This window comes from Streptomyces sp. NPDC051217, from assembly GCF_044455465.1.
GTDB lineage: Bacteria > Actinomycetota > Actinomycetes > Streptomycetales > Streptomycetaceae > Streptomyces.
Genome location: NZ_JBITEV010000020.1, coordinates 100,139 through 115,233 on the forward strand (window position 1 = coordinate 100,139; position 15,095 = coordinate 115,233).

At 70.2% G+C, this 15,095-nt stretch carries 13 protein-coding genes and 5 tRNA genes; 10 read left to right on the forward strand and 8 right to left on the reverse strand.

Going from position 1 to position 15,095, the window contains the following annotated elements:
- Window positions 1-61: 61 nt before the first annotated feature.
- The 6 genes from ACIBBB_RS32680 to ACIBBB_RS32705 all read right to left on the reverse strand — a co-directional run bounded on the left by ACIBBB_RS32680 (window position 62) and on the right by ACIBBB_RS32705 (window position 6,341).
- Window positions 62-136 (reverse strand) — tRNA-Asp (locus tag ACIBBB_RS32680).
- Between the two features lie 102 nt (window positions 137-238).
- Complete coding sequence (hrpA, locus tag ACIBBB_RS32685; protein ID WP_398988460.1) at window positions 239-4,189, reverse strand: ATP-dependent RNA helicase HrpA; 3,951 nt, start codon at window positions 4,187-4,189, stop codon at window positions 239-241.
- A gap of 116 nt (window positions 4,190-4,305) precedes the next feature.
- Window positions 4,306-4,379: transfer RNA gene (locus ACIBBB_RS32690), tRNA-Phe, on the reverse strand.
- Window positions 4,380-4,401: 22 nt separating this feature from the next.
- A tRNA-Asp gene (locus tag ACIBBB_RS32695) sits at window positions 4,402-4,476 on the reverse strand.
- A gap of 38 nt (window positions 4,477-4,514) precedes the next feature.
- A tRNA-Glu gene (locus ACIBBB_RS32700) sits at window positions 4,515-4,587 on the reverse strand.
- An 80-nt stretch (window positions 4,588-4,667) separates the two neighbouring features.
- On the reverse strand, window positions 4,668-6,341 hold the full coding sequence (locus tag ACIBBB_RS32705; protein WP_398988462.1) for a metallophosphoesterase: 1,674 nt from the start codon (window positions 6,339-6,341) through the stop codon (window positions 4,668-4,670).
- Window positions 6,342-6,425: 84 nt separating this feature from the next.
- On the opposite strand from ACIBBB_RS32705, the gene ACIBBB_RS32710 reads away from it, so the two are divergent.
- From ACIBBB_RS32710 to ACIBBB_RS32735, 6 genes are all read left to right on the forward strand, one after another.
- Window positions 6,426-6,803 (forward strand): metallopeptidase family protein, encoded by a 378-nt coding sequence (locus ACIBBB_RS32710; RefSeq protein ID WP_189111165.1) that lies wholly within the window; start codon window positions 6,426-6,428, stop codon window positions 6,801-6,803.
- Window positions 6,800-7,306: a fluoride efflux transporter FluC gene (locus ACIBBB_RS32715; RefSeq protein WP_398988464.1), complete on the forward strand. Its 507-nt coding sequence runs from the start codon at window positions 6,800-6,802 to the stop codon at window positions 7,304-7,306. The genes ACIBBB_RS32710 and ACIBBB_RS32715 overlap by 4 nt, the downstream gene beginning before the upstream one ends.
- Entirely contained in the window at window positions 7,303-7,656 is a 354-nt protein-coding gene (crcB, locus tag ACIBBB_RS32720; protein WP_398988466.1) for a fluoride efflux transporter CrcB, read from the forward strand. The genes ACIBBB_RS32715 and crcB overlap by 4 nt, the downstream gene beginning before the upstream one ends.
- Window positions 7,657-7,804: 148 nt before the next feature.
- The gene (locus ACIBBB_RS32725) at window positions 7,805-8,386 is read left to right on the forward strand and encodes a hypothetical protein (protein ID WP_398988468.1); all 582 of its coding nucleotides are present in this window, start codon (window positions 7,805-7,807) and stop codon (window positions 8,384-8,386) included.
- Between the two features lie 245 nt (window positions 8,387-8,631).
- Window positions 8,632-10,848, forward strand: coding sequence for a DEAD/DEAH box helicase (locus ACIBBB_RS32730; RefSeq protein ID WP_398988470.1), 2,217 nt, complete (start codon window positions 8,632-8,634; stop codon window positions 10,846-10,848).
- A gap of 149 nt (window positions 10,849-10,997) precedes the next feature.
- Window positions 10,998-11,070 (forward strand) — tRNA-Lys (locus ACIBBB_RS32735).
- A gap of 204 nt (window positions 11,071-11,274) precedes the next feature.
- Here ACIBBB_RS32735 and ACIBBB_RS32740 read toward each other — a convergent pair.
- On the reverse strand, window positions 11,275-11,688 hold the full coding sequence (locus ACIBBB_RS32740; protein WP_398988472.1) for a hypothetical protein: 414 nt from the start codon (window positions 11,686-11,688) through the stop codon (window positions 11,275-11,277).
- A 253-nt stretch (window positions 11,689-11,941) separates the two neighbouring features.
- Entirely contained in the window at window positions 11,942-12,415 is a 474-nt protein-coding gene (locus tag ACIBBB_RS32745) for an ArsI/CadI family heavy metal resistance metalloenzyme (RefSeq protein ID WP_398988474.1), read from the reverse strand.
- Between the two features lie 90 nt (window positions 12,416-12,505).
- Between ACIBBB_RS32745 and ACIBBB_RS32750 the strand changes: the two genes are divergently transcribed.
- The 4 genes from ACIBBB_RS32750 to ACIBBB_RS32765 are packed head-to-tail and all read left to right on the forward strand — an operon-like array spanning window position 12,506 to window position 14,922.
- Window positions 12,506-12,901: an ArsR/SmtB family transcription factor gene (locus tag ACIBBB_RS32750; RefSeq protein ID WP_398988476.1), complete on the forward strand. Its 396-nt coding sequence runs from the start codon at window positions 12,506-12,508 to the stop codon at window positions 12,899-12,901.
- Complete coding sequence (gene arsB, locus ACIBBB_RS32755; RefSeq protein WP_398988478.1) at window positions 12,898-14,004, forward strand: ACR3 family arsenite efflux transporter; 1,107 nt, start codon at window positions 12,898-12,900, stop codon at window positions 14,002-14,004. Before ACIBBB_RS32750 ends, arsB begins: the two co-directional genes overlap by 4 nt.
- Complete coding sequence (locus ACIBBB_RS32760) at window positions 13,997-14,410, forward strand: arsenate reductase ArsC (protein WP_398988480.1); 414 nt, start codon at window positions 13,997-13,999, stop codon at window positions 14,408-14,410. The genes arsB and ACIBBB_RS32760 overlap by 8 nt, the downstream gene beginning before the upstream one ends.
- Window positions 14,407-14,922, forward strand: coding sequence for a GNAT family N-acetyltransferase (locus ACIBBB_RS32765; RefSeq protein WP_398988482.1), 516 nt, complete (start codon window positions 14,407-14,409; stop codon window positions 14,920-14,922). The genes ACIBBB_RS32760 and ACIBBB_RS32765 overlap by 4 nt, the downstream gene beginning before the upstream one ends.
- Window positions 14,923-15,095 lie beyond the last annotated feature (173 nt).

Consider the following 15,095-nt stretch of genomic DNA (forward strand, 5'->3'; position numbering starts at 1 on the left):
CCGGCCGGATGTAGCAGTGGAGCCCGCATCCAGAAGGATGCGGGCTCCGAGTACTGCGACGCGGTCCTGACGGGATTTGAACCCGCGGCCTCCACCTTGACAGGGTGGCGAGCACTCCAAGCTGCTCCACAGGACCAGAATTCGCGGCTCCGGTGCGCTGTTCCTACCGGCGGCTGCGAAATGAGACTCTACAGCAGCTCGGAGGGTGCGGTCGAACCGGATCGGTCGGCCCCGGCGGCTACGGCACCGCCGCGTCGATCGCCTTCACGATCCGCTTGTCCGACACCGGCTGCGCCGTGCCCAGGGCGTGCGCGAAGTAGCTCACCCGCAACTCCTCGATCATCCAGCGGATGTCCAGGACCTGCTGCGGCACCGGCCGTCCCCGAGGGAGCTGTTCGAGCAGCCAGGCGTACTCGTCCCGCATCTCGTGGACCTTCGCCATGCGCGTGGTGTCGCGCTGGACGTTCGTCGGCATCTGCTGGAGCCTGCGGTCCGCCGCGACCAGGTAGCGCATCAGGTCGGGCAGCCTGCGCAGCCCCGTACGGGTCACGAAGCCCGCCGGCATCAGCTCCGCCAGCTGGTCCTTCACGTCCTGGACGTTGTTGATCAGGACCAGGCTGTTCGTGGTCTTCAGCCGCCGCTCACAGGCCTGCCAGGCCGCCAGGATCTGCTCGGCCTGGCTGATCGTGCGCACGGTCAGGTCGACCAGGTCGGCGCGGACCCTGTCGTACAGCTTGCGGTACGACTCCTCGTCCCACGCGGGCCCCCCGTGCTCGGCGATCAGCCGGTCCGCCGCGGCGGTGGCGCAGTCCTCGAAGAGCGCCTGGATCGAGCCGTGCGGGTTTCGGGACAGGGCCAGCTTCTGCTTGTTGGTGAGGGTGTCGGACGCGAACTTGGCAGGACTGACAGGGATGTTGAGCATGATCAGCCGGCGCGTCCCCTGCCACATGGCCCGCTGCTGCTCGGCCTCCGTGTCGTAGAGCCGTACGGCCACGGTCGCGCCCTGGTCGACCAGTGCCGGATACGCCTTGACCGGCTGCCCCGCCCGCCGGGTCTCGAAGGTGCGCGAGAGCGTGCCGATCGTCCAGTCCGTGAGGCCCGAGCGTTCGACCGACTCGCCCGTCGGCCCCGCCACCGCCGCCGCGGCCTGCGAGATCGCCTGGCGGGCCTTGGGCTTGAGGGCGATCCGCAGCGCCTCCAGGTCCTTGTCCTCGGCGATCTTGCGGCGCCGCTCGTCGACGATCCGGAAGGTGATCTTGAGATGATCCGGCACCCGGCCCGGATCGAAATCGTCGGCCCTGACGGGCACACCGACCATCCGCTGGAGCTCGCGCGCCAGCGTCACGGGAAGCGCTTCCTGAAGAGGCACCGCCCGCTCCAGGAACTTAGCTGCGTAATTCGGCGCCGGGACGTAGTGGCGGCGGATCGGCTTCGGCAGGGAGCGTATCAGCTCCACCACCACCTCCTCGCGCAGTCCCGGGATCTGCCAGTCGAAGCCCTCGGAGGTGATCTGGTTGAGCACCTGGAGCGGTACGTGGACGGTCACACCGTCCGCGTCGGCCCCCGGCTCGAACTGGTACGTCACCCGGAACTTGAGCCTGCCCTGCCGCCAGGAGTCCGGATAGTCGTCCTTCGTGACGGCTCCCGCCGCCTCGTTGATGAGCATCGAGCGCTCGAAGTCGAGGAGTTCCGGCTCCTCCTTGCGCTTGTGCTTCCACCACGAGTCGAAGTGGGCGCCGGAGACCACGTGGTCGGGCACCCTCTCGTCGTAGAAGTCGAAGAGCGTCTCGTCGTCCACGAGGATGTCGCGGCGCCGGGCGCGGTGCTCCAACTCCTCGACCTCGCCCAGAAGTTTGCGATTGTCATGGAAAAACTGATGGTGCGTCCGCCAGTCGCCCTCGACGAGCGCGTTGCGGATGAACAGGTCGCGCGAGGCCTCCGCGTCGATCCGGCCGAAGTTCACCTTGCGCCGCTCGACGATCGGTACGCCGTACAGCGTGACCTTCTCGTACGCCATCACGGCCGCCTGGTCCTTCTCCCAGTGCGGCTCGCTGTACGTGCGCTTGATCAGGTGCTGAGCGAGCGGCTCGATCCAGTCGGGATCGATCTTCGCGTTGACCCGGGCCCACAGCCGCGACGTCTCGACGAGCTCCGCGGACATGATGACGCGCGGCGGCTTCTTGAAGAGGGCCGAGCCGGGGAAGACCGCGAACTTCGCGTTGCGCGCGCCCACGTACTCGTTCTTCGCGCCTTCCTTCACGTCCTTGAGCCCGATGTGCGACAGCAGCCCCGCCAGCAGCGAGATGTGCACCGACTGGTCGGGCGCGGGGGCGCTGTCGTCGCTCTCGTCGATCTTGATGCCCATCTGCTTCGCGACCGTACGCAGTTGGGAGTAGATGTCCTGCCACTCGCGGATCCGCAGGAAGTTCAGATACTCGGCCTTGCACATCCGGCGGAAGGCCGAGGAGCCGCGGGCCTTCTGCTGCTCACGGATGTAGCGCCACAGGTTGAGGAAGGCCAGGAAGTCGGACGTCTCGTCCCGGAAGCGGGCATGCTGCTGGTCGGCCTGGGTCTGCTTCTCCGACGGGCGCTCGCGCGGGTCCTGGATGGAGAGCGCGGCGGCGATCACCATGACCTCGCGTACGCAGCCGTTGCGCTCGGCCTCGATGACCATGCGCGCCAGGCGCGGGTCGACGGGCAGCTGCGAGAGCTTGCGGCCGAGCTGGGTGAGCTGCTTGCGCGGATCCTTCTGCGAGGCGTCGAACGCGCCGAGTTCCTGGAGGAGTTGGACACCGTCGCGGATGTTGCGGTGGTCCGGCGGGTCGATGAAGGGGAACTTCTCGATGTCGCCCAGGCCGGCCGCCGTCATCTGGAGGATGACCGAGGCCAGATTCGTACGGAGGATCTCGGCGTCCGTGAACTCGGGCCGCGAGTCGAAGTCGTCCTCGGAGAAGAGCCGGATGCAGATGCCGTCGGACGTACGGCCGCAGCGGCCCTTGCGCTGGTTGGCACTGGCCTGCGAGATCCGCTCGATCGGCAGGCGCTGGACCTTGGTGCGGTGGGAGTAGCGGGAGATACGGGCGGTGCCGGGGTCGATCACGTACTTGATGCCCGGCACGGTCAGCGAGGTCTCCGCCACGTTCGTCGCCAGGACGATCCTGCGGGTCGCGCCGCCGCCGGGTCTCTGGAAGACACGGTGCTGCTCGGCGTGCGAGAGGCGCGCGTACAGGGGCAGCACTTCGGTGTGCCGGAGTTTGCGCTTGTCGAGGGCGTCGGCGGTGTCGCGGATCTCCCGCTCGCCGGAGAGGAAGACCAGGACGTCGCCGGGGCCCTCCGACTGGAGCTCGTCGACGGCGTCGCAGATCGCGGTGATCTGGTCGCGGTCGCCCTCGTCGCCCTCCTCTTCGAGGAGCGGGCGATAGCGGACCTCGACCGGGAACGTACGGCCGGAGACCTCCACGATCGGCGCGTCGCCGAAGTGGCGGGAGAAGCGCTCGGGGTCGATCGTCGCCGAGGTGATGACGAGCTTCAGATCCGGGCGCCTGGGGAGGAGCCGGGCGAGATAGCCGAGCAGGAAGTCGATGTTGAGGCTGCGCTCGTGGGCCTCGTCGATGATGATCGTGTCGTACGCGCGCAGGTCGCGGTCCGACTGGATCTCGGCGAGCAGGATGCCGTCCGTCATGATCTTGACGAACGTCGAGTCCTGGTTCACCTGGTCGGTGAAGCGGACCTTCCATCCGACGGCCTCGCCGAGCGGGCTCCTCAGCTCGTCGGCGACGCGCTCGGCGACGGTGCGGGCGGCGATCCGGCGGGGCTGGGTGTGACCGATCATGCCCCGGACGCCCCGGCCGAGCTCCATGCACATCTTGGGGATCTGGGTGGTCTTGCCCGACCCGGTCTCACCGGCGACGATCACGACCTGGTGGTCGCGTATCGCCTGAAGAATCACGTCCTTCTTCTGGCTGACGGGCAGTTGCTCGGGGTACGTGATCGCCGGCATCCGGGCCGCCCGGGAGCGCACGCGCTCGGCGGACTTGCCGGCCTCGGCCGCGATCTCGTCGAGGACGGCCTGCCGTGCTTCGGGCTGACGGATGCGCCGGACGCCTTCGAGACGGCGGCCGAGGCGCTGCGAGTCGCGCAGCGACACCTCGGCCAGCAGGGACTGAAGGTCGGCGAGGGAAGTAGACATACCGAACCCAGGGTCTCACCCGGGCCGGGCGGGTGGCGAACCCATTTCGCGGGGCGGGTACACGAAATGCCCCTACCGAAGCTCTCGGCAGGGGCATCTGCACTGAAGAAGAGGAGTGGCTGGGGCCGGGATCGAACCGGCGACCTATCGCTTTTCAGGCGATCGCTCGTACCAACTGAGCTACCCAGCCACGCGGCTCTCGCGAGCCACAGCGGTCCTGACGGGATTTGAACCCGCGGCCTCCACCTTGACAGGGTGGCGAGCACTCCAAACTGCTCCACAGGACCAAGCAATGTGCGAGACGAGTCTCGCACACGGTGTTGCGTGCCCCCAACGGGATTCGAACCCGTGCTACCGCCTTGAAAGGGCGGCGTCCTGGGCCACTAGACGATGAGGGCTAAGGGCCCGCCTGGGCGCTTGGTAGCGCGTCGGGGACGTGAGAAGCATATGGGATGCGGGGAGCTATCGCCAAAACGGTTTAGCGGGCGGGGGGCGGGCCCGTCGGGGTGGAGGGGGAGCGGGTGCCGGACGGCCCTGGGGAAAGTGATCCGGATGGTGTTCCGGACGCCGACCCGGAGGGCTGACCGGACGGTTGGCCGGACGGTTCACCGGACGGCGACGGTGACGGGTCCGTCCCCGGTACGCCCGCCTCCTCCGGCAGATGGCGGCTCACCTCCGCCGTCGTCAGTCCCAGTCCGCCCAGCGTGATCTCGTCCCACGCCTGGAGCCGTTTCGTCGTGCTGTCCAGATAGAGCAGCGAGGCCCGGACCTTCTCCGGCTGGTCGTTCTGGACCGCGCGCAGCCCGCCGCCGCCCGCCGAGCCCTCGATCTTCAGCCGCGTACCGAGCGGCATGATCTCGGTGTCGCGGCGGTGCACATGGCCGGCCAGCACGAGCGGCACCGTGCCGTCGGTCTCCCTGGCCGCGATCGGGTTGTGCGCGACGGCGATGTCCACCGGGGTGCCCGCGCGCTCCTGGTCGCGGATGGCCGACGCCAGCCGGATGCCCGCCATCTCCTCCGCCGGGTCACCGGCGTTGACCAGCGAGCGGTCGGGGGTGAACTGCGGGTCGCCCGTGCCCGCCACCCGGATCCCGGCGACGGTGACGGCGCGGCCGTGGTCGAGGACATGGACGTTCTTCAGGCCCTCCAGATACTTCTGGGTGTCGGCCGAGTCGTGGTTGCCGCGCACCCAGACGTACGGAGCGCCGAGGTCCGGGATCGGGTCGAGGAAGCTGTTCTCGGCGGCCGAGCCGTGGTCCATGGTGTCGCCGGAGTCGATGATCAGGTCGATCCGGTACTGCTCGACCAGCGAGCCGATGATGTGCCAGGCGGCCGGGTTGAGATGGATGTCGGACACCTGGAGGACCCGCAGGGTGCCCGGGTCCGGCTGGTACGAGGGCAGGGTCGACGTCGCGTCGTACAGCTTGGTCACGTTGGTGACCAGCCTCGCCAACTCCTTCTGGTAGACGTCGAATTCGGTGACGATCGAGCGCGCGCTGCCGACGACCTGCGGGGCCGAGGAGAGCAGCCCGGAGAAGCGGGGCTCCAGCACGGACTTCGGGTTCCAGGTCGCGAACGCGCTGATGCCGGCCGCGCTCAGCAGCACGAGCGCGAGCCCTCCGGCGGCCAGCGCGCGGCGGGGGCGGCGGTAGACGGCCAGCCCGAGGGCGGTGGCGCCCGAGACGACGGCCACACAGGACCGAACGGCCAGCTCGGTCGTCCCGGCCGAGACGTCGCTCGCGACTTCCTCCTGGAGGCCGGCGAGGCGCTCGGGGTGCTCGACGAGGGCCTGTGAGCGGACCGGGTCGAGCTGGTCGACGTCGACGTCGAGGCGGATGGGGGCCGTGTGGGAGTCGAGTTCCAGCGCGCCCAGCGGCGAGACGTTGATCTTCGTGCCGCCGGTGAGGGAGGGACGCAGGGTCATCTTGGTGTCCATGGGGCCCACCGGCGTACGCACACTGCCGACGATCAGCAGCCCGAGCCAGGCGCCGAGCAGGACGACGGCGATGAGGCCGAGCGCGCGGGTGTAGGGGTGCGGGGAGCTGACGAGGGCGCTGGTGGGTCCGTCGCCGCGGGACCGGTAGTGCCGCCGGATTCGGCTGATCGCTGTGATCGCGGTACGGAACGGGACACGGCGTACGTCGCGGGCCATTGGGCGCGTATGCCCAGGGGGCCCCGCGATCATGCGTGGGCGCCGCCGTGCCCCGATCTTGGTCACCTGCGTGACAATGGCGGGGTGCTGGAGATGACGCGCGAGGAGTTCGAGGAATTGGTGGCCGAGGCGCTCGACCGGATCCCGCCGGAGCTCATGCGGCTGATGGACAACGTCGCGGTATTCGTGGAGGACGAACCCGATCCCGCGGCCGCGAAGGACTCGGGGGAGGAGTTCGACCCCGATCTGCTCGGGCTCTACGAGGGGACTCCGCTGACCGATCGCGGCGAGTGGTACGCGGGGGTGCTGCCGGACCGGATCACGATCTACCGGGGGCCGACGCTGCGGATGTGCGAGACGCGCGAGGACGTGGTGGCCGAGACGGAGATCACGGTGGTGCACGAGATCGCACACCACTTCGGGATCGACGACGACCGGCTGCACGAGCTGGGGTACGGGTGAGTCCGGGCCCCGAGGACGGGTCCGCCGGGTCCGCCGCGGAGCCCGTCGACCCCGACGTCGATCTGCGGGTGGCCGGTCAGCGCGCCGAAACGGCCGGGCACCGGCTGTGGCAGGTGCTGGCCGTCATCTCGGCGGGCGGTGCGGCGGGCGCGACGGCGCGGTACGGCGCCGAGCGGCTGTGGCCCACCGCGGACGGCGCGTTCCCCTGGACGACGTTCCTGGTGAACGTCGTGGGGTGCGGGCTGATCGGTGTGCTGATGGTGCTGGTCGCCGAGGGCGGCCGGTCGGTCCATCCGCTGGTGCGGCCGTTCCTGGGGGTGGGGGTGCTGGGCGGTTTCACCACGTTCTCGACGTACACGCTGGACTTCCTGCGGCTGGTCCGGCACGGCGAGGCTCCGGCCGCGCTGGGGTACGCGGCCGTGACGCTCGCGGGCGCGATGGCGGCCGTGTGGCTGACGGCGACGCTCACGCGCCGGGCGGTGGGGCGGGTGGCGGCGCCGTGAACTGGCTGCTGGTGGTCGTGGGAGGCGCGGTCGGGGCGCCGCTGCGCTATCTGACGGACCGTGCGGTGCAGGCGCGGCATCAAACCCTGTTCCCCTGGGGGACGTTCGCCGTGAACGCGGTGGGGAGTCTGGTGCTGGGTGTGCTGGCCGGGGCGGCCGTGTCGTCGGCGACGTACGCGCTCATCGGCACGGGGCTGTGCGGGGCGCTGACGACGTACTCGACGTTCTCGTACGAGACCTTGCGGCTGGCCGAGCGCGGGGCGGGGCTGGTGGCCGGCGCGTATGTGACGGCGTCGGTGCTGGTGGGCCTCGGCGCGGTGTGGGCGGGGTGGGAGCTGGGGGCGCTCTGAGGCCGGCCGGCGCGGGCCGGCCGGTCCGGCTTCGGCGCGTGGCGGGCGTGTCCCTTGTGGGGAAAAGGAAGTTGGGCAGGGCAATCCTCTCCCTGCCGTCGGGCTCCCCTCGGCGGGCGAGCCGTTTCACGCCCCGGAGGTGCCCCGCGTGCGCCAGTTGTCCGCCCCCGGCCGTTTCGCCGTCTGGATCGTCACCTCGCTGGCTGTCGCCACCTCCACCGGCTGTATGAGCGTCGGTAACGACGAAGGGAAGCCGGCCCCCTCGCGGTCGGCCGAGCGGCCCGGGGCCGCCGCCGAGGAAGACGGCGGTACGGCGGCGGACGCCGGCGCGGGTGTGCCGGCCGGCGGCCGCGGCGGGGCGGGGCCGAAGGGCGCCGAGGGGACCGGCGAGCACGGCGAGAAGGGGAAGCCGGGTGATCCGAAAGCCTCGGGCGACCCGTCCACGAAGCCGTCCAAGGGCCCGGACGGCAGGCCGCTGCCTCCCGCGCCGAGGCCGCCCGGCGTCGACGTACCGCCCGCGGAGCAGCCGACCTGGACCCCGCTGCCGCCCTCCGAGCCGCCCCCGCCGAACCCTCCGGCGGAGCCTCCGGCGCAGCCCGAGCCGAGCAGCCCGCCGGACCTGCCGTCGGCGTCACCGGCGGCGGACGTACGGGCGAACGCGCAGGGGCCGGGCGACGGGGGCGGGATGCGGAAGGAGCCCGCGGCGTCGCCGCAGTTGGGGCCGGTGTGACGGCCGGGGGCTGGGGCGAGGGGGCGCGGGTGGCCGGTGTGAGGCGGATCGCGTGGAAGCGGTTTGCCAGGGAGGGGGAGCGGTGCGTATGGTAGTAGATCGTTTGATCATTGCCTGGCGCCGACACAGAAGAGCGCCGCGTGGCGCGTACTCTCCCTTGCCGTGGCTGACCGCATTGAGGCGGTCGAATTGCGAATCACGGAGTTTGGGCGCGTGCCGAGACTCCGGAAGGTTTCGCATTTCGCATGTCCATTTCCAGTACTGACCACGCCGTCATGCCCGAGAACGACTCCAACGAGCCGATCGACTCCAACGACTCGACCGACCCGACCGAGAACATCACGGCGGACGCCGTGGAGGCGACCGAGGCCGCCGACGCGACCGAGGCCCCCGCGACCCCGAAGACCCCCGAAGTCACCTTCGGCGACCTGGGGTTGCCCGAAGGAATCGTCCGCAAGCTCACCCAGAACGGCGTCATCGCCCCCTTCCCGATCCAGGCCGCGACCATCCCGGACGCCCTGGCCGGCAAGGACATCCTGGGCCGCGGCCGTACCGGCTCCGGCAAGACCCTCGCGTTCGGTCTGCCGCTGCTGGCGACCCTCGCCGAGGGCCACACCGAGAAGAAGAAGCCCCGCGGCGTCATCCTGACGCCGACCCGCGAGCTGGCGATGCAGGTCGCCGACGCCCTCCAGCCGTACGGCGACGTGCTCGGCCTGAAGATGAAGGTCGTCTGCGGCGGTACGTCGATGGGCAACCAGATCTACGCGCTGGAGCGCGGTGTCGACGTCCTCGTCGCCACCCCGGGCCGGCTGCGCGACATCATCAACCGCGGCGCGTGCTCGCTCGAGAACGTACAGATCGCGATCCTCGACGAGGCCGACCAGATGTCCGACCTGGGCTTCCTGCCCGAGGTCACCGAGCTGCTCGACCTGGTGCCGTCCGGCGGCCAGCGCATGCTCTTCTCCGCCACGATGGAGAACGAGATCAGCACGCTGGTCAAGCGCTACCTGAAGAACCCCGTGCACCACGAGGTCGACAGCGCGCAGGGCAACGTCACGACCATGAGCCACCACGTGCTCGTCGTGAAGCCCAAGGACAAGGCGCCGGTCACGGCGGCGATCGCGGCGCGCAAGGGCCGCACGATCATCTTCGTCCGTACGCAGCTGGGCGCCGACCGTATCGCCGAGCAGCTCCGCGACTCCGGCGTGAAGGCCGACGCGCTGCACGGCGGCATGACGCAGGGCGCGCGCACCCGGACGCTGGCGGACTTCAAGGAGGGTCACGTCAACGCGCTCGTCGCGACCGACGTGGCCGCCCGCGGTATCCACGTCGACGGCATCGACCTGGTCCTGAACGTGGACCCGGCCGGTGACCACAAGGACTACCTGCACCGCTCGGGCCGTACGGCACGCGCCGGCAAGTCCGGCGTCGTCGTCTCGCTGGCCCTGCCGCACCAGCGCCGCCAGATCTTCCGGCTGATGGAGGACGCGGGCGTCGACGCCGCGCGTCACATGGTCGCCGGGGCGGGTGCTTTCGAGCCGGAGGTCGCCGAGATCACCGGCGCCCGTTCGCTGACCGAGGTCCAGGCCGACTCCGCGAACAACTCCGCCAAGCAGGCGGAGCGCGAGGTCGCCGACCTGACCAAGGAGCTGGAGCGCCTCCAGCGCAGGGCCGGCGAACTGCGCGAGGAGGCCGACCGCCTCGTCGCCCGTGCGGCGCGCGAGCGTGGGGACGACCCGGAGGCGGCGGTGGCGGAGGTCGCGGCCGAGGCCGTGGCGGCCATCGAGGCAGCGGCGGCAGCCGCGTCCGTACCGGCCCAGACAACCCGCGACGACCGCGGCAACTACGCGCGCCGGGACGACCGCCGGGACGACCGCGGCGAGCGCAGCGGCCGTGGCGGCGCGAAGGGTTACACGCCGCGCGACGGCGGCAGCGGCGACCGTGGCGGCTTCCAGCGCCGGGACGACCGTGGCAGCTACGGCCGTCGTGACGACCGTCGTGACGACCGTGGCGGTGAGCGTGGTGGCGACCGTGGCGGCTTCCAGCGCCGCGACGACCGCCGTGACGACCGTCCGGCCGGTGGTGGGTACCAGCGTCGCGACGACCGTCCGGCGAGTGGTGGCTACCCGCGTCGTGACGACCGTCCGTCCGGTGGTGGCTACCCGCGTCGTGACGACCGTCCGGCGAGTGGCGGCTTCCAGCGCCGGGACGACCGCCCCTCGGGCGGCGACCGCCGCGACGGCGCCCGCCCCTTCGAGCGCCGCGAGCACCGTCCCACCGGTGACCGCCCGTTCAACCGCGACCGCCGCGACGACCGCCCCTCGGGCAGCTTCCGCTCGGGCGGCCACGACCGCCCGTCGGGCCGCCGCGACGACCACCGCGGAGGCACGACCGGCACCGGCACGAGCACGGGCTCGTTCGGCCGCCGTGACGACAAGCCGCGCTGGAAGCGCAACGGCTGACCACTGGCCTGAGCCCACACCCGACGGGGCCCGTACCGCACCGAAACCGGCTGCGGTACGGGCCCCGCCCCGTGGTCTTCCCCGCCACCGGGGGGATACCCGATCGGCCGGGCGCCCCGGGCGGGCTATGCTCGTGGATGACTCGTCAGGGGCCGTTAGCTCAATTGGCAGAGCAGCGGACTTTTAATCCGTTGGTTGTGGGTTCGAGTCCCACACGGCCTACCGCTCAGCCCCAGCTCGGACAGGTTTCCAGAGCTGGGGCTGCCTCATGTTCGAGCCCCTTTCGGGAACTTGTTCCTCCGATGCTCAATCGAAGTGCAAACGATCACGGCATGGCGAAGCCCCGCCCACCCGGTGCATCGGTGGACGGGGCTCCGGCGATCCACTCACCCGGTCGCCGACAGGGTCGCTGTCATCGACGGGTAGCTACGGGACCAGGAGGGAGAACTGCTTGTACGCCCCGCCCTGACTGTCGTTGGCGGTGACGATCAGGAGGGTGTCCGAGGCATTGCCGCACTCACTGGTTGCGCCGGGGTGGACGTAGATGAAGCCCGGGTACCCGCCGGTGGTCAGCGTGGCGACCGGAGTGATCTCGTTGACGTTCAGGCGTGTGTCGCTGAACTTCACGCAGAACCGGCCCGCGGCGGCCCCGAGGGACACCGAACTGATGCCCTTGGACCGCAAGATGCTTCCGTCCGCGTTGATCACCCCGGACGCCTGAGCGTAGGGAGCGGTCACTCCTCCCGCAGCGGCGATCGCCACACCCCCGATCGCCGTAGCCGCGACACCGAGCGCGGCGCTGGTCCAGACGACCGCGCGGGTCCTCTTGCTCTTGAACATGCAGGTGCCCTCCTGTGCGATACCGCCACCTCCACGGGCCGCGGCACGTCACACGCCATGGGCGCTATCACTGCTTACATGATCTTCCGTGCGGTAAACCACCAGTACAGGGGGCACTGGACGCTTATCCGATCCACTACGCATCCCCCCCGCACGCCCCACGGGGCCGCTCGTGAACAGGTCCGGTACCGCGGCTCGGTCCGTCGGAGGCCGGCGCGCTCGGCCAGGTGGGGCGAGGTTCGGCGGGCGCCGTTCAGCTGCCGCAGGAGCAGCCTGCGGCGACCGGCTCGGGTTCGGTGGGCTCGTTCTGTCCGGTGCGGCCGGTGTCGCCGTTCGGGGCCGGGCTCTTGCCGAGCTGGTCGGCGTCGGCCTTGACGACGTAGACCTCCCAGGGCTCCTTGCCGGGGCCGTGGACCCACACCTTGTCCTGGAGGGCGTAGCAGCAGGAAGTGTCGTTCTCCTCGAAGGTGGCGAGGCCGGCGTCCTTGAGGCGGGTGGTGGCGGCGGTGACCTCGTCGGTGGTGTCGACCTCGACGCCCAGGTGGTCGAGGCGGGTTTCCTGGCCGGGGTCGCCCTCGATGAGAACAAGCTTGAGCGGCGGGGTGGTGATGGCGAAGTTCGCGTAGCCGGGGCGGCGCTTGGCGGGTTCGACGCCGAAGAGCTTGGAGTAGAAGGCGACCGAGGCTTCGAGGTCGGCGACGTTGAGGGCGAGCTGGGCGCGGGACATGACTGTCTCCCTGATCAGGTTGCATTGATGTCTGTCGATGCCTGTTAAGTCAACCTTGCGTCCTGTATCGAAAAACGTCAACATAGAGGCATGTCGAAACAAGAGCTTGTGGTGCTCGGCCAGGACGGCCCCGGCGGGTGCTGCCCCACCCTTCTGACCGCCCCGCTGGACACCGGCCAGGCCGAGACGCTGGCGAAGGTGTTCAAGGCGCTGGGCGACCCGGTGCGGCTGCGGCTGCTGTCGCTGATCGCCTCACGGGCGGGCGGGGAGGTCTGCGTCTGCGACCTCACCCCGGCCTTCGACCTGTCCCAGCCGACGATCTCCCATCACCTGAAGCTCCTGAAGCAGGCCGGTCTCATCGATTCCGAGCGGCGCGGGACGTGGGTGTACTACCGGCTGCTGCCCGAGATGACGGACCGTCTGGCCGCGATCCTCACGCGCCCCGCCGGAGCATCCCTGACCGAGCACGCCGGCGCCGCCTTGTGAGCACGCGGACCGCGGGCCCGGTCGCCGGGCGACTGTCATTCCTGGACCGGTTCCTCGCGGTGTGGATTCTCGCCGCGATGGCCGCCGGTCTCGGGCTCGGGCGACTGGTCCCGGGCCTGGGGGCCGCGCTGGCGAAGGTCACCGTCACCGGGGTCTCGCTGCCGATCGCGCTCGGCCTGCTGGTGATGATGTATCCGGTCCTGGCGAAGGTCCGCTACGACCGGCTCGACACCGTCACCCGCGACCGGCGCCTGCTGATCTCCTCCTTGCTGCTGAACTGGATCGTCGGCCCGGCGCTGATGTTCGCCCTGGCGTGGATGTTCCTGCCGGACCTGCCCGAGTACCGCACCGGGCTGATCATCGTCGGTCTCGCCCGCTGCATCGCGATGGTCATCATCTGGAACGACCTCGCCTGCGGCGACCGCGAGGCCGCCGCCGTCCTCGTCGCCCTGAACTCGGTGTTCCAGGTCCTGGCGTTCAGCCTGCTCGGCTGGTTCTACCTGAGCGTGCTGCCCGGCCTGCTCGGCCTTCAGCAGACGGTTCTCGACGTGTCCGTGTGGGAGATCAGCCGCAGCGTGCTGATCTTCCTCGGCATTCCGCTCCTGGCCGGGTTCCTCACCCGCCGGATCGGCGAGAAGACCAAGGGGCGCACCTGGTACGAGACGAAGCTGATCCCGCGCATCGGCCCCTTCGCCCTGTACGGGCTGCTGTTCACCGTCGTCGTGCTCTTCGCCCTCCAGGGCGACGCCATCACCTCCCGGCCGCTCGACGTCGTACGGATCGCGCTACCGCTGCTGGTGTACTTCGCCCTCATGTGGGCCGGATCGATGGCGCTGGGACGCGCGATCGGACTCAACTACCCCAAGACCACCACCCTCGCCTTCACGGCCGCGGGCAACAACTTCGAACTCGCCATCGCTGTCGCCATCGCCACCTTCGGTGCCACCTCCGGCCAGGCCCTCGCCGGCGTCGTCGGCCCCCTCATCGAAGTCCCGGTGCTGATCGGCCTGGTCTACGTCGCCCTGGCCGCCCGGCGCTTCTTCCCCCAGCCCCCACCGGCGGCCGGACCGGCCGCCACCCTGGAAGGTCCCGCCCGTGTCTGAGACCACACCGTCCGTACTGTTCGTCTGCGTCCACAACGCCGGCCGCTCCCAGATGGCCGCCGCCTTCCTCTCCCACCTCGCGGGCGACACCGTGGAAGTCCGCTCCGCGGGCTCCACGCCGGCCGACACCCTGAACCAGTCGGTGGTCGAGGCGATGGCGGAGGCCGGCATCGACATCTCGGCCCAGACACCCAAGGTGCTGACGGTGGAAGCCGTACAGGCGTCCGACGTCGTAATCACCATGGGCTGCGGCGACACCTGCCCCGTCTTCCCCGGCAAGCGGTACCTCGACTGGAAACTTGACGACCCCGCCGGTCAGGGCGTCGACGCGGTCCGGCCGATCCGGGACGAGATCGAGCGGCGTATCCGCGGCCTGCTCGCCGAACTCGGCGTACAAACGGCATGACCACCGATGTGACAGCCACGGGCGCGCGCATCACGGCGATGCGGCCCGAGCATGCCGGACAGGTCCTGGCGATCTATCAACTGGGCATCGACGAGGGCAACGCCACCTTCGAGACCGCCGCTCCGGACTGGCGGGGATTCGACGCGGCCAAGCTGCCGCGTCACCGCATGGTCGCTCTCGACGAGGACGACCGCGTACGGGGCTGGGCCGCCGTCGCCACGGTCTCCGACCGTCGCGCGTACGCCGGAGTGGTCGAACACTCCCTCTACGTCGGCCCGGACGCCCGTGGCCGAGGCGTGGGACTCGCCCTGCTGACCGCCCTGTTGGCCTCCACCGAGGCCGCCGGGATCTGGACGGTACAGTCCGGCATCTTTCCCGAGAACACCGCCAGTCTCGCGCTCCACGAGAAGGCCGGCTTCCGTGTCATCGGCACCCGCCGGCGCATCGGCCTTCACCACGGCCGGTGGCGCGACGTCGTCCTCGTCGAACGCCGCAGCCCGACCGTCGACTGAGCGCCACCGGGGTCGCGCACGGCGACTCGACAGACCCGCAGCAAACTGACGGCTCGTCAGAAAGCTCCCAGGGGGCGGTACATGGGGACAGAGGGATGAAACGGAACCCGGACATCCGCGCGATCATTTGAGGATGATCTCCGGCCTAATGTTGGCGACGTCAGCAGGAGAGC